Source organism: Streptomyces sp. AK08-02, assembly GCF_033795085.1.
Classification (GTDB): Bacteria; Actinomycetota; Actinomycetes; order Streptomycetales; family Streptomycetaceae; genus Streptomyces; species Streptomyces echiniscabiei.
In genome coordinates this window covers 269,188-292,528 of the sequence record NZ_JARAZV010000010.1, presented here as the reverse complement: position 1 = coordinate 292,528, position 23,341 = coordinate 269,188, and the positions used below count along the sequence as shown (strand labels likewise).

The window sequence follows — 23,341 nt, the reverse complement described above, 5'->3', positions numbered from 1 at the left end:
GGGCCCGACCAAACAAACCGTGGGCCTGAACGAGATTCAAGGAGCGCTGCCATGGCAGAGCCGCGGCCCGTCCTGGAGATGACGGGCATAGTCAAGGAGTTTCCGGGGGTACGGGCTCTGTCGGGTGTCGACTTCCGGCTTTTCCCCGGTGAGATCCACGCCCTGATGGGCGAGAACGGAGCCGGTAAGTCCACCCTCATCAAGGTGCTGACCGGCGTCTACACGCTGGACGACGGCACGATCACCCTCGACGGGACGACCGTGCGGATCGGCAGCCCGCTCCAGGCGCAGCAGGCCGGCATCAGCACCGTCTACCAGGAGGTGAACCTCTGCCCCAACCTGTCGGTGGCGGAGAACATCTTCATCGGACGTGAACCCACCCGCTTCGGCCGCATCGACTGGAAGCGCATGCGCCAGGACGCGGCGGAGCTGGTCGACCGGCTCGGCCTCGACATCGACGTCACCGCGCCCCTGTCCTCGTACCCGCTGGCCGTGCAGCAACTGGTCGCGATCGTACGGTCGGTGGGCACCGGCGACAGCGACGGCGCCGGAGCCGGCACAAAGGTCCTGGTCCTGGACGAGCCGACCTCCAGCCTCGACCGCGACGAGGTCCTCGAACTGTTCCGTCTGATGCGGCAGTTGAGGGACGAGGGCGTGGCGATCCTGTTCGTCTCGCACTTCCTCGACCAGATCTACGAGATCTGCGACCGCATGACCGTCCTGCGCAACGGCACCCTCGTCGGCGAACACCTGGTCAGCGAACTCGACCAGGTCGGACTGATCCAGCTCATGATCGGCAAGGCCATGGACCAGCTGGAGGGGCTCCACGAGCACCAGCTGCACGCCGAGGTCGGCGAACCGCTGCTCGAAGCGGAGGGTCTCGGCCGGACGGGCGGTATCGCCCCCTTCGACCTGGAGATCAAGAAGGGCGAGGTCCTGGGCCTGGCGGGCCTGCTCGGCTCCGGCCGTACCGAACTCGCCCGGCTGCTCTTCGGCGCCGACCAGCCCGACAGCGGCAAGCTGGCCATCGGCGGCAAGCAGGTCTCCATGAGCGCCCCGAACGACGCCATCGGCGCCGGGGTCGCGTTCTGCTCGGAGAACCGCAAGTCCGAGGGCCTGGTGCCCGACCTGACGGTGCGCGAGAACATCATCCTCGCCCTGCAGGCGGCCCGCGGCTGGACCCGGCCCATCCCGGTCGCCCAGCGTGACGAACTCGTCGCCAAGTACATCAAGGCGCTGGACATCCGCCCCGCCAACCCGGAGGCCCGGGTCGGTCAGCTCAGCGGCGGCAACCAGCAGAAGGTGCTGCTCGCCCGCTGGCTCATCACCCAGCCGAAGCTGCTGATCCTGGACGAACCGACGCGCGGCATCGACGTCGGCGCGAAGGCGGAGATCCAGAAACTCGTGGTCTCGCTCTCCGAGGAAGGCATGTCCGTGCTGTACATCGCGGCCGAACTGGAGGAGGTACTCCGGCTCAGCCACACCATCGGCGTGCTGCGCGACCGCAAGCTGGTCGCCCGGATCGCCAACGGGCCCGAGATCACTCCCACTCGGATCCTGGAGACCATCGCGAGCGGAGAGCACCAGTGACCACCACTCCGGCCCCCAACCCCCGTTGGCGGACGCTGACCCAGCACAACCTGTTCTGGCCGGTGGCCGTGCTGGTCGTCCTGCTGCTGATCAACGTCCCCTTCACCCCCGGCTTCTTCTCGATCAAGATGACGGACGGCCACCTCTACGGCAGCCTCGTCTCGATCGTGCTGTTCGGTTCGCCGCTCATCCTGGTGGCGGTCGGTATGACCCTGGTCATCGCGACCGGCGGCATCGACCTCTCCGTCGGCGCCGTGGTCGCCATCACCGGCGCCCTGACCTGCTCGTACATCAGTGACCAGGCCGACCAGGACTCCCTGGCCGGAGTCTTCCTGGCCATGGGCATCGGCCTGGTGGCAGCGGTCGTCTGCGGTCTGTGGAACGGCTTCCTGGTGGCCCGGATGGGCATCCAGCCCATCATCGCGACCCTCATCATCATGGTCGCGGGCCGAGGTGTGGCCCAGCTGATCACCGACGGCCAGATCATCACCATCAACAGCGAGCCGTACAAGCTGATCGGCGGCGGCTACTGGCTGACCCTGCCGTTCTCCATCTTCGTGGTGGCGGCGGTCGTGGCCGTCACGGTGGCCCTGACCCGCCGCACCGCCCTCGGCCTGCTCGTCGAGTCGGTCGGCGGCAACGCCGAGGCCAGCCGCCTGGTCGGCATCAGGTCCCGTCGTATCAAGATCATGTGCTACGTGTTCTGCGCGCTGTGCGCCGGCATCGCGGGCCTGATGATCAGCTCCAACACCTCGGCGGCGGACGGCAACAACGCCGGTCTGTGGATCGAGCTCGACGCGATCCTCGCCGTCGTCATCGGCGGAACGTCCCTCACGGGCGGCCGGTTCTCGATCGGCGGCACGGTGGTGGGCGCCCTCGTCATCCAGACCCTGACCACCACGATCTACACCATCGGCGTACCGACCCAGACCAACCTGGTCTTCAAGGCCGCCGTCGTCATCGTCGTCTGCCTGCTGCAGTCCCCGAAGTTCCGCACCAAGGTCTTCGGCGGGAAGTTCGGCTCCGGGTCCGGCGCGAAGGGCGGCGGCACGTCGGCCGCCACCCCGGCGGACACCGCCCCGACGACCGCGGCAGCCCCGAAGATGGAGGTGTCGTGATGAGCACGACCGCCCAGCCCCCCAAGACCCGGAACAACCCCGCGACCGGGTCCGCCGCCACGGCGTCCAAGGTGGCGCGGCTGCTCGGTGACCGACGACTGCCCGTCGTGGTGACCGCCACGCTCTTCGTCGTGATGTACCTGGTGGGCCTCGGCCGCTACCAGAACTACGGTTTCGGCGAGCCGCAGGTCTTCCTCAACCTGTTCATCGACAACGGCTATCTGCTGGTCGCCGCGGTGGGTGCCACCTTCGTCATCCTCTCGGGCGGCATCGACCTCTCCGTGGGCTCGGTGATCGGCTTCACGACCATGCTCACGGCATGGCTGGTGGAGAAGCAGGGCCTGCCCATCCTGGTCGTCATCCCCATCGCGCTGGGAGTCGGAGCCTTCGGCGGCTTCCTGATGGGCTATGTGATCCACAACTTCGAGATCCAGCCCTTCATCGTGACCCTCGCCGGCCTGTTCCTCTTCCGGGGTCTGTGCCTGGTCATCAGCAAGGAGTCGATCGCCATCGACGACTCCTCCGTGAGCAGCATGGCGCAGGCGCAGGCACAACTGGGCGTGGGCTTCCTGTCGATCGGCGCGATCGTCGCGCTGGTGGTGCTGGCCATCGCCTTCTACGTCCTGCACTACACCCGCTTCGGCCGCCGTGTGTACGCCATCGGCGGCAACGAGCACTCGGCGATGCTGATGGGCCTCCCGCAGGGCGGCACCAAGATCGCCGTGTACACCGTGAGCGGCTTCTGCTCGGCGCTGGCGGGACTGCTCTTCACCCTGTACATCCAGTCCGGTGACCCGCTGCACGCGACCGGCATGGAGCTCGACGCGATCGCCGCGGTCGTCATCGGCGGCACGCTGCTGACGGGCGGCTCGGGCTATGTCATGGGCACCCTGTTCGGCGTCCTCGTCCTGGGCCTCATCAAGAGCATCATCCAGTTCGAGGGAACCCTCAGCTCCTGGTGGACGAAGATCGCGACGGGCGTGCTGCTGTGCGCGTTCATCCTGATCCAGCGGGCCATGACGGCCCGTAAGAAAACCTGAGCCGCGGGAGAAGTCCAGCGGCCCGGAACAGCCCGGAGCAGCCCCGAGAAACCCGGAGCGGTCCGTCGCGCGCACACCGTGCGACGGACCGCTCCGGCGTGTCAGAAGTTGGCACGGAATGATCGGCCTTGACCTCAACTGGGCAAACCCAAAACGCAAGTTCCACACGGAATATTCACCGTGACCCCTAGGAACGCTCCCCGTGAGGAACTTATTCTTCCCGCGTCATGGACTACTGCCAGCAGTGCCAACGGCACCTCAACGGCGCACTCGCCTGCCCGGGGTGCGGCTCATCGAACGCACCTCTCCACGCGTACCCGGAGAAGACCGACGCGCGCCCGGAAACGGACGCGGACGACTCGGCGGGTGCCGGCGCCGCGGCAGAGCGCCCTGGGCGGGCGGCGGCCCGTAGGGCAGGTCGCGGACGAGGCCGGGAGACGGCCTCCGCCGCCCCGCCCGCGGAAGTCGCCGACGAGACCGACGCGGCCGACGAGGTGATCGACGACGACACCGGCACCGAGGCCGATGACGCGGGGCAGTCGTCCGGCAGCCGGCGGGACCGCAAGGCCGCCGCGCACCGGCGGCGACGGAAGCGGACGCTGCTCGTCGTCGCGGGGTTCGTGCTCGCGGCGGGCGGGCTGAGCCTCGCCGAGCTGGGTACGGACGCGCCGGGCTCGAACCCGAACGCCGCGGCGGCGGACGGCGATTCGACGGGGAGCACGAAGGCGAAGGCCGGCGCCACGGAGACGCCCCTGTCCGACGAGCGGTCGGCCTCGGCGGACGATGACGCGTCGGACTCGCCGTCCTCGGACGTGTCGGCGTCGCCGTCCGCGTCGGAGAGTTCGGGATCACCGTCACCGTCGGTCTCACCGAGCAGGAGCAAGGACGCCCAGTCGGCGCCGGTCGGTACGGCGCCCACGCCGACGAGGGGAGAGTCCTCGACCCCGACGGACTCGACGACTCCGTCCACGGACCCGACCGCCGCCGCCCCGACGCCGGAACCGTCACCTTCGGAGACGTGCGAGCAGTTTCTCTGGTGGTGCACCTGAGCGGGTGGAGGCCGTGGCGCCGAGCATGACAGAGAAGAGGCTCGACGCCACGGCGGCGAACACCGGGACGGGATGAACCGGCGCCGCGTCATAGGGGGCTACTTCGTGCCTGTGGCCGCGGCCTTCGCCTTGCCCTTGTAGCCCGTCACCTTCGCTATCCAGGTGATGAAGTCCGCCGCGTCGTCGTTCGCGCCGTGCCCCGAGTCCCAGTACATCGCCGCGTTCACGTCGTCCCCGAGCCCTTCAAGGCTCGCCGCGAGATTCCCCACCACCGACAGCGAGGTGTCGCTGTCCTTCGTGCCGACCCGGATCCACCAGTGCTTCGCCCGCGAGGGATTCCGCTTCGCGAGGAAGGGCATCGGGTTCATCAGCGTCAGCTTCTCGGGCAGGTCACCGTCCAGCCGCGCACTGGCGCTGCCCTCGTGCCGCAGGCTGTACAGCGTGAAGTGCCGCGCCTGTGTGGTCCCGGCCCCGAACAGGTTGTTCTCCCCGGCGGACAGATCGAACGCGTCGAACGCCGGTGTGTCCTTCTTCCGGGCCCCCACGTGCGTCAGGAAGTCGGCCCAGGTGAACGTCGCCTTCCCGTCGGCCCACGTGATGAAGGTGTTCGCCGCGAGATACGTCGAACGCGCCGACTCCGAAAGGGAGTTGAGGTACCTGGTCGCGGCCGGCCGGAGGTGGGTCTCCAGCAGGTAGTCGTCCAGGTTGCGTGCCGTCAGTGAGCCGAACCCCTTCGCCCGGAGCCTGAGCGACGCCTGGTAGTCCGCGAACGCCGTACTCAGGTCCTTCGACACCGACTGATCCACCAGCGAACCCGAACTCAGCTTGTTGGCGCCCCAGTTCCACTCGTACGCCATGTCCGCGTGCTCAAGATCGGTGATCGGGCACCAGTCACCGCTGGCGAAGATCGCGTCGCTCGCGTCCGCCGCGCCCAGCGCCTTCAGGTACTTGGAGTACAGGGGGCTGTCGCCGGACGCGCCGAGCAGCGCGGACAGGGCACCGCCGGCACTCGTACCGGAGGACACGATCCGGTCGGTGTTTCCCGGGATGCGGCCCTTGTTGAAGCGGACGTACCGCACCGCGGCCTTCAGGTCCACGATCGCGGCGGGCGCCGTGCCGTAGTACGTGCCGGACGAGTCGACCAGCGTACGGCCGCGCGCCCCCGGCTCCACGACCACGTACCCCGCCGCAAGCCCCAGCTTGGCGTTGCTCACCATCTCGCCCTGCTGATCCACCTGGGCGTTGCCGCCGGACTCGACCTCGCCCGTACCGGCGGACGCGGATGCCGTGGGCGCGCCCCCGCCCGGCGCCCCGCCCATCCCGCCGGCCCCGATCCCGGTGGCGTCGGCCACCGACGACGGCATGTATCCGCCCACCGAGTTGGCGAACAGGATGGGCGCGTGGGTGGCGTCGACCGCCGTACCGTCGATCTCGACGGGAACGCTGACGTTCAGGCTCTGGTACTTCTCGTCGACCGGGTTCGTGACGTACGTGATCGCCTTGTAGAAGTGGTACGTCACCGACTTGTCGCCGGCGTCCGTGGTGATCGTCGTGGTCAGCTCGGTGTACGCGGCCCTGTCGAAGGCGAGTGCACCGGACGAGACCGAGGACGACGAGGTGGAAGCCGCCGTGGTCTCCGTACCGGCCATGGCCTCGTTGTTCACGAACGTGGCGATCGCCGGGACGGCGACGGCCGCGCCGACTCCTCCGATTACGGTCCTGCGCTTCACGATGTTCTCCTCGGGGGTCCGTGAGGGGTGTGCCTGCGCATGCGAACGTATTTTGGTGGCGGCAAAATCGTCAACAATTTCGTTGAACTCATCGCCAACGCACAGGTACCTCTCATCGGACGTGAAGCCACCCCCGGCCCACGACCCCGCCCATGACTCTGCCCGCGACCCCGGCTGCGCCGTTACACCGCCACCATCCGCAGCAACAGCCCCCGCAGCAGGACCCGTTCCTCCTCGGACAGCCCGGCCAGCGGCTCCCGCGCGAAGTCCAGGGAGTCGCGCAGGCTCCGTGCGACCCGGTTGCCCTCGTCCGTGCAGGCGGCCAGCTTCACCCGGCGGTCCGACGGGTCGGGGCGGCGCTCGACGAGGGCCCGGGACTCCAGGCGGTCCACGATCCCGGTGACGTTCGACGGCTCGCACCGCAGCTTCCGTGCCAGTTGCCGCATCGGCAGCGGACCGAGCGAGAGCAGGCTCAGCAGGCGCGCCTGTGCCCCGGTGAGGGAGTGCCGGGTGGCCGCCTCCTCGTACTCCTCGTGATAGCGGGCCACGACCGCCCCGATGAGGTCGACGACCTCCAGGCTCAAAGGGTCCATGCGGCGGGTCTTCTCCGGTGTGGCCATGCTCTCCAGGCTACCCCTTTACTTGACACCCTGAAATATTCAGGAGCATTATTGTTTCACGTACTGAAGCATCTGAGCCGCGGATCACCGTAGATACGCGGCCGCACCGGAAGGCCCCCTCATGTCCGACACCGCCACCCCCGCCCTTCCCACCGTCAACCGCGAATGGCACCTGCGCAGCCGTCCGGTCGGCCGGCCCAAGGCCGAGGACTTCGCGCTGGTCGAGGCGGCGGTCCCGCAGCCCCGTGAGGGCCAGGTGCTGGTGCGGAACCTGTACGTCTCCGTGGACCCCTACATGCGTGGCCGGATGAGCGACGCCAAGTCGTACGTCGCCCCCTTCGAGCTGGACAAGGTCATGCAGGGCGGGGCCGTCGGCGAGGTCGTCGCCTCCAACGCGGAGGGCTTCTCGGTCGGCGACCACGTCCTGCACTTCCTCGGCTGGCGCGAGTACGCGGCGGTGAACGCGAAGGACGCCGTCAAGGTCGACGCCGACGCCGCGCCCCTGTCGACGTACCTCGGTGTGCTCGGCATGACCGGCCTCACCGCCTACGCGGGCCTGCTGCGCACCGCCTCCTTCAAGGAGGGCGACGTCGTGTTCGTGTCCGGCGCCGCCGGTGCCGTCGGTGGCCAGGTCGGGCAGATCGCCAAGCTCAAGGGCGCCTCCCGGGTCATCGGCTCCGCCGGGTCCGACGACAAGGTCAAGCTGCTGGTGGAGGAGTACGGCTTCGACGCCGCCTTCAACTACAAGGACGGGTCGGTCAGCGAGCAGCTCCGCAAGGCCGCCCCCGACGGCATCGACGTGTACTTCGACAACGTGGGCGGCGACCACCTGGAGGCGGCCATCGGCTCCCTCAAGCACGCCGGCCGGATCGCCATCTGCGGCATGATCTCCGTCTACAACAACACGGAGCCCGCTCCCGGCCCCAAGAACCTCGCCCGTCTCATCGCCACCCGCGGCCGTATCGAGGGCCTCCTCGTGGGCGACCACTACGACCTCCAGTCGAAGTTCGTCGAGGAGGTCGGCGCCTGGGTCCGCTCCGGCGAGCTCAAGTACCGCGAGACGGTCGTCGAGGGCATCGAGAACAACCTGGAGGCCTTCTTCGGGGTCCTGCGCGGCGACAACACCGGCAAGATGATCGTCAAGCTCTGAGCTTCGGCATCCGAGCCGCCACCGACCGGCCGCACCCCTGGACGTGGGGTGCGGCCTTCGTCGTCGTGACCTCCACGCGGGTCAGCGGCGGTCAGCCGCGCAGCGCCGCCGTGTGCACGGCCCGCACGAGACGCTCGTTCTCCGGCGCCGCTCCGCCCGGGAAGGCGTACCGGCGCCGGGCGTAGCCGTAGGCCAGACCGCTGTGCGGGTCGGCGAAGGCCTGCGAGCCGCCCGCGCCACTGTGACCGATGGTGTTGGCACCCAGGAACGGGTAGGCCACGTCCGCGGTCTTCTGGAAGCCCAGGCCGAACGACTTGTGGGCCCGGGCCACCAGGTCGTAGCCGGCCGAGTGGAACTGGCCGAACTCCGCGACCGTGTCCGGCTTCAGCAGCGGCGCGTGCTCGCCGACCGCACTGATCGCCGCCGCGTACAGCCCGGCGAGCCCACGCGCCGACGCCACCCCGCCGACCGACGCGGGCCCCTTCTCGCGGACCACCCGGTGGTTGGGCAGCGACTCGATGTCGGTGGGCTCGGCCCCGTTGCGGTTGAAGGCGATCGACGCGAGCGTGTGCGGTCCGGAGGGCAGCGAGTCGAGCAACGCCCGCTCCTCCGGCGTCGGCCGCATCGGCTGGACGGTACGGAAGCGCGGCTCCAGCGCCTCCGGCAGCCCCAGATGGAAGTCGAGGCCGTACGGGGCCCGCACCCGCTCCTCGTGGACCTCCTGGAGCGTACGGCCCGTGGCGCGCCGCACGACCTCGCCGGTCAACGCGCCGATGACCAGGGCGTGGTAGCCGAAGGCGCTGCCCGGCCGCCAGAACGGGCGCTGGTCCGCGAGCCGTTCGGCGATCACCCGGTCGTCGGCCAGCTCCTCCAGGGTGAACCCGGCGTCGCTGCCGACCAGCCCGGCCCGGTGCGCGATGAGGTCGCGCAGGGTCAGCGCCGCCTTGCCCTCGGGGGCGAACTCCGGCCAGTAGTAGGTGACTTTGCGGTCCAGCTCCAGGGTGCCCTCCTGGACCAGCAGGGCGACCACGAGATGGGCGGCGCCCTTCGTGGACGAGTACACCCCGTAGAGGCTGTCCGGTCCGAAGTCCGGCTCGGTGTCCGGGCCCGCCCACAGGTCGACGACCTGTCGGCCGTGCACATACGCGCACAACTGGCCTTCGTAGTCCGGCAGTTCACCAGCGACGAAGGCGGCGAACTCCTCCCGCACCGCCTCGAAGCCCTCGGCGACCGTGCCCCGGACGGATCCTCCGGCGGGCTCGGTGATCTCCTGCGTCATCCGTTCTCCTCACTCGACGTACCGATCGTCGCGGTCGTCCTGGTCGTCGCGCTCGGCACGCTCAGCAAAGCACGTGCCACCTGAGCGAACTCGCCCTTGGGGTGGTCCCGGAACAGCGGCTCGGTGCCGAACAGCACCGCGTGCGGCCCGCTGACCACCGACGCCTGTCCCGCCGCCGCCCCCGGACCCCCTGACCCGTCCGGAAACGGCCGCCAGTGCCCGGCGACGAGAGGATTCCCGCTCCCGTACGACTGGTCGACGCGCACACCGGGGCCCAGGTCGGTGAACCAGACGGGCGCGTACACGAACCCGTGGTCCGGCGCCCCGCCGGTGACCGGACTGCGGCCCGAATTCACCACCCGGACAACGCCGTTGGCATCCCCGTTGCCCTCGACCGGCTGCACCGCCAGCAGCCCGGCGGCGGAGTTCAGCGCGGCCCCGGAGGCACCCCGGCCGACCAGCCCCCGGGAGTCGAGGAAGGCGTCGAGCGCCTTACGGGCGGCCGGGTTCAGGTCCTCGTACTCCACGTCCTGCGACACGAACAGCACATCCACCCCGGCCCAGTCGAAACCGGCGTTGAGGACAGCCGTCGACACCGGCGTCACCTCGAAGTTCATCTCCCGCAGCGCGAACAGCTCCCCGGGTGTGACGGCCGCGGCGACCCGGGTGCGCCGCAGGACGGAGACCCCGGTCTCCTTCGTCGCGTCGAAGGCCACGTCGTACGTACGGGCCGCCGCGAGTGCCCGCCTGCGCGCCGACGCCGGGACGACGGCGCTGCCGTCCGCCGCCCGCCGTACCGAAACCCCGCTCCGCAAGAGGGAGTTGAGGGCGGCGATGGCACGCGGGTCGTCCAGGCGCAGCCGCAGCCTGCCCTGCGGAGCGACGTACCCGGCCCGTGTCGCCGCCGTCACCGGCCGGACGGGCAGCCCCAACAGGCGCCCTCCGGCGACCGGTTGGACGCTCGCGCCCCACAGCCGGCCCAGACTCCAGCCCGAGATGTCGTACATCACCGACACCTTGTCGCTGATGTCCCGCCCGTCGGCGAGCAGCACGTTCGCCAGTCCCCGTTTCGGCTGGCGCATGTCGACGACGTACGAGCCCTTCGCGTACGTCCGTCCGCCGAGCCGGAAGGCGTGGCTCGCGCGGGTGACCCGGACGTCGTTGGCGAGCAGGTGGTCGACCAGCCGGGCGGCGGCGGGCGCGGAGCGTTGGGCCGGGGCGCCGGCCGGAATGACGTACGCACGGGGGAAGGTGGTCGTGTAGACGTCCTCCGGCCCGATACCCGGCACCCCCGGGACGGTCGCCGCCGACACGGGCACCTGCGCGGCTCCCGTGGCCCCGCGCCGGAAGACCTCGATCTGGTCGGCGACGAGCGAAGTGCGGTGATCCTGGACGTAGTTGAACGTGGCGGTGATGGCCGCCCCGGCCACAGCGACGTTGATCGCGCTGCGGCGGCGCAGCTCGGCGACCGAAAGGGTGTCGTAGGCACGGTTGTTGACCGTCATCGGGATCTCGACGGTGTGCGCGGCGACCGTGCCGTGGAAGGCCGCGTACTGCGGGGTGAAGATCGGCGGCCAGTCGTCCCAGCCCTCCTGCTGATCACGGAACGGGATCTGGGCGGGCTCGACACCGTCCTTCGCCGGCGTGTAGCCGAGGCCGTTGACGGCGGCCTCCATCCCCAGAGCGTTGGCGTAGGTGTTCTTCAGGAAGAGGTCGTACTCGTAGTTCTCGCCGTGCGGGGGAGTGGTCGGCTCGATGAGGGTGCCGTTGACGTAACCGTGCAGGTCGAGCATGACGGTCGGCTGCTTGTCGATCTCGATCTGCCGCATCGCCCGGCCCTCGGGCTGCGAGGAGGTGACGAAGTCCCGGTTCAGATCGAACCCGTTGGCGTTGGCGCGGGTGCCGGCGATACGGCCGTCCGGGTTGGCGGTGATGTTGAAGTAGAGCCGGCTGTGCGCGAGAAGCGCCCGGGTCCTGGCGTCGGTGGCGGTCGCGAGCCGCTCGACGATCTTCAGGGAGGCGTCGGTGCCCTCCCACTCGTTGCCGTGGATGTTGTTGTTGACGAAGACGGGCGCCTTGTAACTCCGCCTGATCGTACGGCTCTTGGCGGCGACCGAGGGAGCGTTCTCGATCAGCTCACGCATACCCTCCTGGGCGCGCGTCTGGGCGGCGCTCTCCGGCGCGGTGACCGTGACGAGGTACAGCCGGTGCCCACCCGCCGAACGGCCCGCGACCTCGACGCTCACCCGGTCGCCCAGCCGCTGAAGGGCGTTCAGCTTGGGGGCGATGGCGTGGTACGGGGTCAGGCCCAGCTTGATGGACCTGTCCGCCGGGTTCACCGGGTCGGGGGACAGGGTCTGCTCGCGTGGGTAGCCGCGCCCCTTGTCGCCGAGGCCGGTGACGGGGGCGCTGAGGGCGCGCCGGGCGGCGCCGACGGGAGCCGTGGCGGCGCGCTCGCCGGCCAGGGACCGCTCGACGCCCGCCCCCTCGCGGGTGACGGGCGCGCGGTCGGCGGTGGCGGTGAGGGGGGTGAGCAGGAGCGAGCCCGCCGTGGTGACGGCGAGGGCCGCGAGCAGAACAGGGCTGTGCGGAACGGGGCTTGTGCGACGCACGTGCAGCTCCTCCTGTGCTTCCTGTGCTTCCTGGACCTCTGGGTTCGGTACGCGAGATGTACCTTCCCGACTCAACTCCAACAAGAGGGTCTTCGCGCCACGCGTCCCCCGGACGGATCACACGCCCCCGATAGAGTTCCCCCATGAGCGATCTCGCGACAGGCTTCCGCTACCTCCTGAAGGGCCAGGGCTGGGTCGCCCGACACGGCAAGCAGTACGGCTGGGGCCTCGTCCCCGGTCTCATCACCCTTGTTCTCTACATCGCCGCCCTGGTCGCCCTCGCCCTCTACGGCACCGACGTCACCACCTGGGCGACCCCCTTCGCCGACGACTGGTCGAGTCCCTGGCTCGGACTCTTCCGCGGCTTTCTCACCGGGCTGCTCTTCGCGCTCGCCCTTCTGCTGGCCGTCGTCACCTTCACCGCAGTGACGCTGCTCATCGGCCAGCCCTTCTACGAGAACCTTTCCGAGAAGGTCGACCGGGACGTGTCCCCCGACGGCACGGCCCCCGAGTCGGGCCTGCCGCTGCACAGGGAGTTGTGGATCTCGGCCCGCGACAGCCTCCGGGTCCTCGTACGGGCCCTGTGCTGGGCGGTGCTCGTCTTCGCCCTCGGCTTCGTCCCGGTCGCCGGGCAGACCGTCGTACCGGTGATCGGCTTCGTCGTCACCGGGTTCTTCCTCACCGAGGAGCTGACCGGAGTCGCCCTGCAGCGGCGCCGGGTCGAACTCCGGGACCGGCTCGCCCTGTTGCGCTCCCGCAAGCTGCTCGTGTGGGGCTTCGGCACACCGCTGGCGCTGGCCTTCGTGGTGCCGTTCGTAGCCGTCTTCCTGATGCCGGGCGCGGTCGCGGGCGCCACGCTGATGGCCCGCGACCTGCTCGGCGAGGAGACCGGTGATCCCTCGCGGGACCCCGAGGATCAGGAGACGTCGGCCTCGGCGTCCTGACCGGAAGAGCCACCGGACGCGTCCACGGCCACGGTCAGGATCGACCGCACCTGGGCGATGATGTCCAGCCGGTTGCGCACGAACTCGGGGTCGGTGACGGCCCCGGTCGCCGGGTCGGTGTTGCCGGTCCCGAACTGCAGTACCGGCGTGTGCACATGCCCGCCGGGCAGGGTGGCGCCCAGACCGAGGCGGTCGCGCAACAGGGTTGCCCGGTAGGCGATCTCGTTGGACAGGTAGTCGCCGCCGCCCCCGGCCCGCGCCGTCGAACCGGCGGTGGGACCGTCCGCCCGGACGACGGGAGCGGTGCCTCCCGCCGGGATCTCCGTCACGCTCGTGTTGTCGTACACGGGGAAGCGGCCGGTGTCGGCGGCGACAATCGCCTTGTACGGCAAGGTCGTCGACGTCCACTGCGGCTGCGAGCCCGGGTCGGCGACCGGCACGGTCTCCGTCCGGCCGATGTTCTCGTTGTCCCCGAAGCCGCCCCGCCAGGCCCCGTTGGTGCGCTCCACGTCGAACCGCCCGACCCGCCCCTGACTCACGGTGGTGAACAGATCGACCTTCGGCAGATACGGCTTCAGCGTCCGCTCCACCGTGCCCTCCGTGAAGTCCTGCCAGCGCACCGGGAACACCGCGGTCTCGACCCTGGCCGGTCCGTCCGCCGTCTCGATCACCGTGCCGTCGAGGGCGAGCGCGGTGGCCCCGGACGGGTTGGAGATCCGTATGTCCCGGTCGAGCGTGAACGGATCGAACCCGGTGACGAGAACACGCTTCGGCGTCCCGCCGCACGGATACCGGATCGACGTCTGTCCGCGCGAGTTCCGCTCCAACTCGCCCGACAGGGAAGCCCGCTGGTCGCCGCTGAGCCCGAACGACGGCTCCCAGAGCCGGAGTTCACGGGTCATCCCGAGCCGTGCCCAGTACAGCGGCCGGTCGTCGTCCCGGCTCAGGTCGCCACCGGCCGGCCCGCGCCCCTGCGCCCGGTCGACGGCCCGCCGCCACAGGGCCGCTGCCTGGTGCACGACGAGTCGGCGGGCGTCGGCGTACGAGCGCGCCCTGTCGAGCGCCCGCGCGAACTCCGGTGCCACGGAGTCGAATCCGGACCGCCGCAGGATCTCCTGCGGCGCGGCTCTGTCCAGCCGCAGCTCTTCGACGGTGGGTGCGGCGGAAGTGGTTTCGGTGGCCTCGGCGGTGGTCGGCGTCGCCAGCCCGGAGAGCAGGGCGATTCCTAGGACGCCGATCCGAACGCGTAGGGATTTCATGGGAGTCGGGCCTTCCGTAGCTGTGGGGAGCCCAGCACCGAAGTGCTGTCGGACGGCCGCAGTATCGCGTGACGGAAGTGGTCTACGCCACCATGTGCGTGACACGTGACGAGGGTGACGCGACCGGGCCTTCGCGCGCGGGTCTCAGCCCGCGCCGCCCAGCAGCGTGAGGAAGTCCCGGAACGCGGCCGGCATGTCCACCGCCTCCGGATCCAGCAGCCACTGGTACTGGAGCCCGTCCATCACCGCCACGAGCAGGGGAGCGGCCCGTTCGGGAGTGAGCCCGCTCGGGAGACGGTCGCCGTACTCGGCGCGCAGGGCCGCCGCCATGGTCGTACGGACGTCGGTGTACCGCCCGGTGAAGAACTCGCGCGCCGGATGCCCCTCCGTGACGCTCTCGCCGAGCAGGGCAGAGAAGGTCTGGATGATCCCGGGCCGCATGGCGTTGTACTCGACGAGCGAGGCCAGCAGGTCGACCCGCCAGCGGGTCTCGGGCATCGCGTCCCACTGGTCCCGTTCCCTGAGGACGGCGACCAGCAGCGCGTCCTTCGTGGGGAAGTGGTGCAGCAGCCCCTGCTGGGTCAGCCCGACCCGCTCCGCGACCGCGGCCAGGCTCGTGCCCCGGTAGCCGCGTTCCGCGATCACGTTCAGGGCGGCCCGGACGATCTCCGCGCGCCGCTCCTCGGTCCTCGCTCTGATCGCCATGCCGTCACCGTACGGTATGTGCCCCCAGCGAATATAACGTCAATGTAACAAAACCTACCGCTCTACAGGTGACGCGTGCAGGATGGGGGAGACAGCTTGGACTCAGCGAGGAGGCACCATGGTGACGGGAACCCCGGGCAGTGACCCGACGTCGGCCGACGCGGCCCGTGAGGCGGCCGTCGAGGCGGCTCTCGGCAAGCTCGACCTGGACGCCAAGGCCCGGCTGCTGGCCGGGCAGGACACCTGGTCGCTGCCCGAGCTGCCCGAGATCGGGCTGAGCTCCCTGGTGATGTCCGACGGCCCGATCGGCGTCCGCGGCACCCGCTGGACCGCCGACGACCCCTCCGTCGCCCTGCCCTCCCCGACCGCCCTCGCCGCCACCTGGGACCCCGAACTCGCCCGCAGGGCAGGCGTGCTGCTCGCCCAGGAGGCCCGCCGCAAGGGCGTCCACGTCCTCCTCGCGCCCACCGTCAACCTGCACCGCTCCCCGCTCGGCGGCCGGCACTTCGAGGCCTACAGCGAGGACCCGTACCTCACCGGGCGGATCGGCGCCGGCTATGTGAACGGCGTGCAGTCCGGCGGCGTCGGCACCACCGTCAAGCACTTCGTCGCCAACGACGCCGAGACGGACCGCTTCACCGTGGACAACCTCGTCTCCGCACGCGCCCTGCGCGAGCTCTACCTGGCCCCCTTCGAGGCCATCGTCGAGAACGCCCACCCCTGGGGCATCATGACCGCCTACAACACGGTCAACGGCACGACGATGAGCGAGCACCGCTACCTGGTCAACGAGGTCCTGCGCGGCGAATGGGGCTTCGACGGCTACAACGTCTCCGACTGGCTGGCCGCCCGCTCCACCACCGGCGCCATCGAAGGCGGCCTCGACGTCGCCATGCCCGGCCCGAAGACGGTCTACGGCACCCCGCTCGCCCAGGCCGTACGGGACGGAGAGGTCGCCGAGGCCACCCTCGACGGCGCCGTGCGCAACGTCCTGCGCCTCGCCGCCCGCGTCGGCATCCTGGAGGGCGCCGAACCCGCCGTCGCCCACACCGACCTCCCCGCACCGGTCGACGGCGAGGCACTGGCCCGCGAGATCGCCCACCGCTCCTTCGTCCTGGTCCGCAACGAGGGCGCCCTCCCGCTGCCCGAAGGCCGTACGGTCGCCCTCATCGGCGCCGCCGCCCGCGACGCCCGCGTTCTCGGCGGCGGTTCCGCCACCGTCTTCCCGGCCCATGTCGTCTCCCCGCTCGACGGCCTCACCGCCGCCCTCCCCGAAGGCGCCGTGACCTACGCGGTCGGCGCCGACCCGAACACCGAACTCGCCGTCGCCGACAACGGGTTCGTCCTGCGCGCCGTCTGCCGCGACGCCACCGGCACGGTCCTCGGCACCGGCTCCGCGCCCAACGGCCAGATCAACTGGATGGGCTCGGACCTCCCCGAAGGCGTCACCCACGACCGGCTCCACACCGTCGAACTCACCGGCACCTTCACCCCGCGCGACACCGGCCGCCACTCCTTCGGCATCAAGGGGCTCGGCCCCTTCACCCTCACCGTCGACGGCACGACGTACTACGACGACGTCCAGACCACCGACAGCGACGACCCCTTCATCTCGTTCTTCGGTGACCCCGAACTCAGGGCCGAGGCCCAACTCGCCGCGGACACACCGGTCGAGGTGTCCCTCACCCACGGCGTCACCTTCCCCGACGACGCCCCGCTGGCCGCCGTCGGCTTCAGCCTCTGCCACCAGGAACCGCGGCGCGGCCCCGACGAACTGATCGCCGAGGCAGCCGAAGCCGCCCGCGCCGCCGACACCGCCGTCGTCGTGGTCGCCACCACCGAGCGCGTGGAGTCCGAGGGCTTCGACCGCGTCGACCTCCGACTCCCCGGCCGGCAGGACGACCTGGTACGCGCCGTGGTCGCCGCCAACCCGAACACCGTCGTGGTCGTCAACTCCGGCTCACCGGTGGAACTGCCCTGGCGCGACGAGGTCGCCGCCGTGCTGCTGAGCTGGTTCCCCGGCCAGGAGGGCGGCGCGGCCCTGGCGGACGTCCTCACCGGCGCCCGCGAGCCGGGCGGACGGCTCCCCACCACCTGGGGTGCGCTCGCCGACGCCCCGGTCACCCGGGTGACCCCGACCGACGGTGAACTCCCTTACACCGAGGGCGTGTTCATCGGCTACCGGGCCTGGGAGAAGGAGGGCCGGACCCCCTCGTACGCCTTCGGCCACGGCCTCGGCTACACCGACTGGACGTACGAGACGATCGAGGCGGAAGGGGCAGTGACAGCGTCCGCCGGAGTGACGGTCACCGTCCGTGTCACCAACGCGGGCACGCGCCCGGGCCGCGAGGTCGTACAGGCGTACCTCGCCCCGACCGGTCAGGAGACCCCGGCCCCCGACCGCCCGGCCCGCTGGCTGGCCGGCTTCGCCGGAATCGAGGCCGCCCCCGGCGAAACAGTGGAGGTGACCCTCGAACTCCCGCGCCGCGCCTTCGAGATCTGGGACGAGTCCGCGGGCGCGTGGGCCGTTGTGAAGGGTTCGTACGAAATCCAGGTAGGACGCTCGATCACCGACCGTCGGCTCACCGCGCCGATTACGGTCTGACCGAGGGCAGTCCGCCCCACCAGCCGGCCCCGGCCCGGGACCTGACCCCCGGACCGGGGCCGCCGGCGGCCCGCGCACCGTGAACGCCGGGCAGGGTCAGCCCCGTACGCCGAACCCGTACACCGTCTCCGAGCGGAACGTGTCACCCGGCCGCAGCTCCGTGCTCGGGAAGTCGGGCCGGTTCGGCGAGTCGGGGAAGGCTTGCGTCTCCAGCGCGACGCCGTACCCGGGCCCGAACGGCTCGCCCAGGTGGTCGGCGGTGTAGAGCTGAAGGCCCGGCTCGGTCGTCGCCACGGTCACGACCCGCCCCGACGCCGGGTCGTACAACTCGGCGACCGCCACCGGCTCCACCGTCCGCCCCTTGTCGAGGACGAGGTTGTGGTCGCACCAGTCGCCCACCGGCCGCTCCGTACGGAAGTCGAGCCGGGACCCCGCCACCGGCTCGACGCCGGTCGGGATCAGGTCCGCGTCCACGGGTGTGTACCGCGAGGCGTCGACGCGCAGGGCGTGCCCGGCCGTACTGCCGGAGGCCGGACCGGACAGGTTCCAGTACGTGTGGTTCGTCAGGTTGATCACCGTCGGCGCGTCCGTGACCGCCTCGTACGCGATCCGCAGCGCCCCTGCCGCGTCCAGCGTGTACGTCGCCGACACCTCCAGGCGCCCCGGGAACCCCTCCTCGCCGTCCGGGCTCACCCGGGACAGCCGCACCCCGTGCTCGACCGGCTCCGCGTCCCACACCCGCTTGTCGAAGCCGACTTCGCCCCCGTGCAGACAGTTGGGCGCGTTGTTGCGCGCGAGCGGATACGTCCGCCCCTCCAGCGCGAAGGCGCCACCCGCGATGCGGTTCGCGTACCGGCCCACCAACGCGCCGAAGTAAGGCTCCGGGTGCGCCAGATACCCGGCCAGGTCCCCGAACCCCAGCACCACGTCCAGGAGCCGCCTGTCCCGGTCCGGGACCTCCACCGACTGCACGATCCCGCCGTACGTCAGCACCCGCACCCGGACCCCGGCCCGCTCCAGCGTCCAGCGGTGGACGGGGGTGCCGTCGGAAAGTGTGCCGAAGAGTTCGTATCTGTGGGCCATACGGAAAACCCTAGGTCACCGCCTTCCCGCCGGTGACGCCGCGGTACGCCATCTCGGCCAGCCGCGCCTGTCCGTCGCGGCTCGGATGGAACCAGTCCCAGGGGCTCAACTGGCGCGTCCCGAAGTCGAAGTCGAAGACCGCGCCCCCGTCGAACCGGCACAGCCGGTCCGTCGCGCACACCGACCTCAGCACCGAGTTGTACGCCTCCACCCGCTCCCGCACCTCGTCGCGCCGCGCGGTCGCCGCCGCGTCGACCGCGTCCGGGTCGGCCAGCATCGACGGACAGATCCCCAGCTTCCACACCGCCTTGCCCAACTCGTTGCCCCGCCCCTGCGACCAGAGCCTTTTCAGATCCGGCACGCTGGCCACGTACACCTGGCTCCTGGGCGAGGCCTTGCGCAGGGTCCGCAGCGCCCGCGTGAACGAATCGCGGAAGTCGGTCACCGGCGTCATCGCCGACACCGACGTCCGGCATGCGTCGTTGGCCCCCGTCATCACGGTGACCAGCGCGGGCTTGTGGGCGGCGGCCTTCGTCATCTGGGCGGGCAGGTCCGCCATCCGGGACCCGCTGACCGCGTGGTTCCAGCTGTGCGCGGCGACCCCGGACGCCCCCAGCAGCCGTACGGCCAGACTCCTCACGTCCGTCGCGGTGCCGGTCGCCCAGGACACCTCGGGACAGTCGGCCAGTACCGAGCACGCGTCGAAGCCGCGCGTGATGGAGTCGCCCACCGCGGCTATCGAGGCCGGACTGCTGTCCCACGCGGGCGTCGGAGTCGCGGACGGCTTCGTCGCCTTCGCCCGCGTGCCGTCCGGAGCCGGGGAGGCGCCACCGCCGGCGTCACACCCGGCGACCCCCAGCAGGGCCGTCGACACCACGGCGACGACGGCCCGCGAACGGCGACTTCGATTCCGCATCCTTCGGGTCCCCTCGGTCGGCGTGCAACGGCTCTCGCCCTTAACAACGCACGACAGTTCCCGAACCGAAAACAACTAATGCACCAAACACTGCAACGTCGCACACCCGTACAAGCGTCCCCCTGGGTGAATGGCGGGCGTTTCATGGCATCGGGACCGACGGTACGTCACACTCCTTGCGCCGCCGCACGGTAGCCTCGCCATCAACGCGGCTGCCCGCCACCGCCGCACAGCCAGTTCGCAAGATGTCCCGCTCTGTCCGGAGGTCCCAGTGACGACACGTGGAGTTCTGTACGTGCACTCCGCGCCGCGCGCGCTGTGCCCGCACGTCGAGTGGGCGGTCGCCGGAGTCCTCGGCACACGCGTCAGCCTCGACTGGATCCGCCAGCCCGCCGCACCGGGCACCTGGCGCTCCGAGTTCTCCTGGAAGGGCCAGGTCGGCACCGCCTCCAAGCTCGCCTCGGCCCTGCGCGGCTGGCAACTGCTCCGCTTCGAGGTCACCGCCGAACCCTGCGCCACCGCCGAGGGCGAGCGCTACAGCTGCACCCCCGACCTCGGCATCTACCACGCCGTCACCGGTATCCACGGTGACATCCTCATCCCCGAGGACCGCCTCCGCGCCGCCCTGACCCGTTCCCAGCGAGGCGAGACGGACCTGGAGGCCGAGTTGGCCAAACTTCTGGGCAAGCCCTGGGACGACGAACTCGAACCCTTCCGGTACGCGGGCGAGGGCGCCCCGGTGAGATGGCTCCACCAGGTCGTGTGATGCCCTCAGGGGCGCGAGGAACTGCGCGACAAGCCCCCACCGGCCGGCAACCGACACACAACGACAAGTGGCCCGAACTCCACACCAGGAGTCCGGGCCACTCGACGCTCAGTGCACGGCAGAACTCAGACAGACCTGAACGCCAGCACCACGTTGTGCCCACCGAACCCGAACGAGTCGTTGAGCGCGGCGATACGCCCGTCGACGGGCAGCTTGCGAGCCTCACCCCGCACGATGTCCGCATCGGCCTCAGGGTCGAGGTTCTCGACATTGATGGTCGGCGGAGCGACCCGGTGGTACAGCGCGAGCACGGTCGCGACCGTCTCCACCCCACCCGCACCGCCGAGCAGATGCCCGGTCATCGACTTGGTCGCGGACACGGCCATGTGGTCGACGTCGTCGCCGAACACATTGCGCAGCGCCTTCAGTTCGGCCACGTCACCCGCCGGCGTCGAGGTGGCGTGCGCGTTGACGTGCACGATCTCGGCGGGGTCGAGTTCGTTGTTGGCCAGCAGATTCCGCAGGGCCGCCGAGATACCGCGCCCCTCCGGCTCCGGCTGCACGATGTCGTGGGCGTCGGCCGAGATGCCCTGGCCGACCGCCTCCGCGTAGACACGCGCACCACGCGCGGCGGCGTGGTCGGCGGACTCCAGGACGACCACACCGGAGCCCTCACCCATCACGAAGCCGTCGCGGCCCGTGTCGTAGGGGCGGGACGCGGCCTGCGGGTTCTCGTTGTTCTTGGACATCGCCATCATGTTGCCGAACGCGGCGATGGGCAGCGGATGGATGGCCGCCTCCGTGCCACCGGCGATGACGACGTCGGCGCGGCCGGTGCGGATCATCTCGATGGCGTACCCGATGGCCTCGGCGCCCGACGCGCAGGCGGAGACCGGGGTGTGCACACCGGCGCGGGCGCCGACGAGCAGGCCCACGTTGGCGGAGGGGCTGTTGGGCATCAGCATCGGGACGGTGTGCGGGGAGACGCGGCGGACGCCCTTCTCCTTCATCACGTCGTACTGGTCGAGCAGCGTCGTCACGCCACCGATGCCGGAGGCGATGACGGCGCCGAGCCGGTCGGGGTCGACCGCCGGGCCCTCGCCCTCGCCCGCCCGGTCGGTGAAGCCCGCGTCGGCCCACGCCTCCTTGGCGGCGATCAGCGCGAACTGCGCCGACCGGTCCAGGCGGCGGGCCTGGGGACGCGGAATGATCTCGGACGGTTCCACGGCGATCTGCGCGGCGATACGGACGGCCTGCTCGGCCGCCCACTCCTGTTCGAGGGCACGGACACCGGACTTGCCGGCGACCAGACCCTCCCAGGTCGAGGCCGCGTCGCCACCCAGCGGTGTGGTTGCGCCGATACCGGTGACGACCACGGTGCGATTGGTCGGGCTCACGGGAATTCCTTCTCCAACTGATACGGGAGGACAACCCCCGCGCAGGCGGGGAGAACGGCGCCACCGCCGGGTGGCGGGGCTGAGGGACTGATCGGCGGATCAGTCCCCACGACCGGCCCTGGCGACCAGGGCCGGTGAATCAGTCCTGGTTCTTGAGGATGTACGCGGTCGCGTCGCCGACCGTCTTGAGGTGCTTGACGTCCTCGTCGGGGATCTTGACGTCGAAGCGCTCTTCGGCGGCGACGACGACCTCGACCATGGACAGCGAGTCGACGTCCAGGTCGTCGGTGAAGGACTTGTCCAGCTGGACGTCCTCAACCGGGATGCCGGCGATCTCGTTCACGATGTCGGCGAGACCGGCGACGATCTCTTCCTGAGTGGCGGCCATGGTGGGCGCTCCTTCTTGTGTGGCTATCCAGAGAGGGTTGGCAGTTGTCCCCGTCCCGGATCCGGAGGATCCGGTGCGAGGTGCCTAGGGGAGGGTAACGACCGTCGCGGCGTACACGAGACCCGCCCCGAAGCCGATGACGAGCGCGGTGTCGCCGCTCTTCGCCTCGCCGGTCGCCAGAAGCCGCTCCATAGCGAGCGGAATCGAGGCGGCCGAGGTGTTGCCGGTGGTGCGTACGTCACGCGCGACCGTGACGTGCTCCGGCAGTTTCAGCGTCTTCACCATCGAGTCGATGATCCGCTCGTTGGCCTGGTGGGGAATGAAGACATCCAGGTCGTCCGGGGTGATCCCGGCCGCGTCCAGCGCCTGCTGCGCGACCTTCGCCATCTCGAACACGGCCCAGCGGAACACCGCCTGGCCCTCCTGCGTGATCGCAGGAAACTTGCCGGAACTGTCGTACTCGTTCCACGGAACCGTCTGCTTGATGGTGTCCGACTTGTCGCCCTCGGAGCCCCACACGGTCGGACCGATGTGCGGTTCCTGGGAAGGCCCCACGACGACCGCGCCCGCGCCGTCCCCGAAGAGGAAGGCGGTCGCCCGGTCCTCCAGGTCGGTCAGGTCGGACAGCCGCTCGACGCCGATGACAAGGACGTACTCCGCCGAACCGTCGACGATCATGCCCTTGGCCAGGGTCAGGCCGTAGCCGAAGCCCGCGCAGCCCGCCGAGATGTCGAAGGCGGCGGCCTTGGCCGTGCCGAGCTTGTCGGCGATCTCCGTGGCCACGGCCGGGGTCTGCTTGAAGTGCGAGACGGTGGCGACGACCACGCCGCCGATCTGCTCGGCGGTGATCCCCGCGTCGGCGATCGCCTTGCCGGACGCCTCCAGGGACATCGCGGCGACGGTCTCCTCGTCGGAGGCCCAGTGCCGGGTCTCGATACCGGAGCGGGAGCGGATCCACTCGTCGGACGAGTCGATCGTCTCCAGGATGACGTCGTTGGGCACGACCCGGACCGGCCGGTACCCACCCACACCCAGGATGCGCGCGTACGGGGCACCCTTACTGGGCTTGATCTTCGACATTGCGCGGGGC

At 70.4% G+C, this 23,341-nt stretch carries 19 protein-coding genes; 8 read left to right on the top strand and 11 right to left on the bottom strand.

Annotation, left to right across the window (positions count from 1 at the left end; translation table 11 throughout):
• The first annotated feature begins 51 nt into the window (after positions 1–51).
• From PV734_RS22505 to PV734_RS22490, 4 genes are all read left to right on the top strand, one after another.
• On the top strand, positions 52–1,590 hold the full coding sequence (locus PV734_RS22505; protein ID WP_319093196.1) for a sugar ABC transporter ATP-binding protein: 1,539 nt from the start codon (positions 52–54) through the stop codon (positions 1,588–1,590).
• The gene (locus PV734_RS22500; RefSeq protein WP_319093195.1) at positions 1,587–2,708 is read left to right on the top strand and encodes an ABC transporter permease; all 1,122 of its coding nucleotides are present in this window, start codon (positions 1,587–1,589) and stop codon (positions 2,706–2,708) included. The genes PV734_RS22505 and PV734_RS22500 overlap by 4 nt, the downstream gene beginning before the upstream one ends.
• Entirely contained in the window at positions 2,708–3,748 is a 1,041-nt protein-coding gene (yjfF, locus tag PV734_RS22495; RefSeq protein WP_319093194.1) for a galactofuranose ABC transporter, permease protein YjfF, read from the top strand. The genes PV734_RS22500 and yjfF overlap by 1 nt, the downstream gene beginning before the upstream one ends.
• 227 nt (positions 3,749–3,975) lie before the next feature.
• Complete coding sequence (locus PV734_RS22490; protein ID WP_319291236.1) at positions 3,976–4,797, top strand: hypothetical protein; 822 nt, start codon at positions 3,976–3,978, stop codon at positions 4,795–4,797.
• Between the two features lie 98 nt (positions 4,798–4,895).
• On the opposite strand, the gene PV734_RS22485 is transcribed toward PV734_RS22490, so the two are convergent.
• Both PV734_RS22485 and PV734_RS22480 read right to left on the bottom strand, forming a co-directional pair.
• Positions 4,896–6,527, bottom strand: a complete 1,632-nt coding sequence (locus tag PV734_RS22485) for a subtype B tannase (protein ID WP_319093192.1) — start codon at positions 6,525–6,527, stop codon at positions 4,896–4,898.
• Between the two features lie 182 nt (positions 6,528–6,709).
• The gene (locus tag PV734_RS22480; RefSeq protein ID WP_319093191.1) at positions 6,710–7,147 is read right to left on the bottom strand and encodes a MarR family winged helix-turn-helix transcriptional regulator; all 438 of its coding nucleotides are present in this window, start codon (positions 7,145–7,147) and stop codon (positions 6,710–6,712) included.
• Positions 7,148–7,268: 121 nt separating this feature from the next.
• Between PV734_RS22480 and PV734_RS22475 the strand changes: the two genes are divergently transcribed.
• Complete coding sequence (locus PV734_RS22475) at positions 7,269–8,297, top strand: NADP-dependent oxidoreductase (RefSeq protein ID WP_319093190.1); 1,029 nt, start codon at positions 7,269–7,271, stop codon at positions 8,295–8,297.
• Positions 8,298–8,388: 91 nt separating this feature from the next.
• On the opposite strand, the gene PV734_RS22470 is transcribed toward PV734_RS22475, so the two are convergent.
• Complete coding sequence (locus PV734_RS22470) at positions 8,389–9,576, bottom strand: serine hydrolase domain-containing protein (RefSeq protein WP_319291233.1); 1,188 nt, start codon at positions 9,574–9,576, stop codon at positions 8,389–8,391.
• A complete protein-coding gene (locus PV734_RS22465; protein WP_319291231.1) occupies positions 9,573–12,188 on the bottom strand; it encodes a M14 family zinc carboxypeptidase in 2,616 nt (871 codons plus the stop codon). Before PV734_RS22465 ends, PV734_RS22470 begins: the two co-directional genes overlap by 4 nt.
• A 143-nt stretch (positions 12,189–12,331) precedes the next feature.
• Here PV734_RS22465 and PV734_RS22460 point away from each other — a divergent pair, with 143 nt between their 5' ends.
• Entirely contained in the window at positions 12,332–13,132 is an 801-nt protein-coding gene (locus tag PV734_RS22460; protein ID WP_319093186.1) for an EI24 domain-containing protein, read from the top strand.
• Here PV734_RS22460 and PV734_RS22455 read toward each other — a convergent pair.
• Positions 13,105–14,391 (bottom strand): pyroglutamyl peptidase, encoded by a 1,287-nt coding sequence (locus PV734_RS22455; RefSeq protein WP_319291229.1) that lies wholly within the window; start codon positions 14,389–14,391, stop codon positions 13,105–13,107. The genes PV734_RS22460 and PV734_RS22455 overlap by 28 nt on opposite strands.
• A gap of 144 nt (positions 14,392–14,535) precedes the next feature.
• The gene (locus PV734_RS22450) at positions 14,536–15,114 is read right to left on the bottom strand and encodes a TetR/AcrR family transcriptional regulator (RefSeq protein WP_319093460.1); all 579 of its coding nucleotides are present in this window, start codon (positions 15,112–15,114) and stop codon (positions 14,536–14,538) included.
• Between the two features lie 100 nt (positions 15,115–15,214).
• Here PV734_RS22450 and PV734_RS22445 point away from each other — a divergent pair, with 100 nt between their 5' ends.
• Positions 15,215–17,701: a beta-glucosidase gene (locus tag PV734_RS22445; protein WP_319093184.1), complete on the top strand. Its 2,487-nt coding sequence runs from the start codon at positions 15,215–15,217 to the stop codon at positions 17,699–17,701.
• A gap of 96 nt (positions 17,702–17,797) precedes the next feature.
• Here PV734_RS22445 and PV734_RS22440 read toward each other — a convergent pair whose 3' ends face one another.
• Positions 17,798–18,784, bottom strand: a complete 987-nt coding sequence (locus PV734_RS22440) for an aldose epimerase family protein (protein WP_319093183.1) — start codon at positions 18,782–18,784, stop codon at positions 17,798–17,800.
• A gap of 10 nt (positions 18,785–18,794) precedes the next feature.
• Complete coding sequence (locus tag PV734_RS22435) at positions 18,795–19,700, bottom strand: SGNH/GDSL hydrolase family protein (RefSeq protein WP_319291227.1); 906 nt, start codon at positions 19,698–19,700, stop codon at positions 18,795–18,797.
• A gap of 271 nt (positions 19,701–19,971) precedes the next feature.
• Between PV734_RS22435 and PV734_RS22430 the strand changes: the two genes are divergently transcribed.
• A complete protein-coding gene (locus PV734_RS22430) occupies positions 19,972–20,466 on the top strand; it encodes a DUF3145 domain-containing protein (protein ID WP_006374635.1) in 495 nt (164 codons plus the stop codon).
• A 125-nt stretch (positions 20,467–20,591) separates the two neighbouring features.
• Here the strand turns inward: PV734_RS22430 and fabF are convergent, their stop codons facing one another.
• From fabF to PV734_RS22415, 3 genes are all read right to left on the bottom strand, one after another.
• Entirely contained in the window at positions 20,592–21,863 is a 1,272-nt protein-coding gene (fabF, locus tag PV734_RS22425; protein WP_319093181.1) for a beta-ketoacyl-ACP synthase II, read from the bottom strand.
• 139 nt (positions 21,864–22,002) lie between these two features.
• On the bottom strand, positions 22,003–22,251 hold the full coding sequence (locus PV734_RS22420) for an acyl carrier protein (RefSeq protein ID WP_006374616.1): 249 nt from the start codon (positions 22,249–22,251) through the stop codon (positions 22,003–22,005).
• A gap of 84 nt (positions 22,252–22,335) precedes the next feature.
• Positions 22,336–23,331: a ketoacyl-ACP synthase III gene (locus PV734_RS22415; RefSeq protein WP_319093180.1), complete on the bottom strand. Its 996-nt coding sequence runs from the start codon at positions 23,329–23,331 to the stop codon at positions 22,336–22,338.
• Positions 23,332–23,341: the final 10 nt, after the last annotated feature.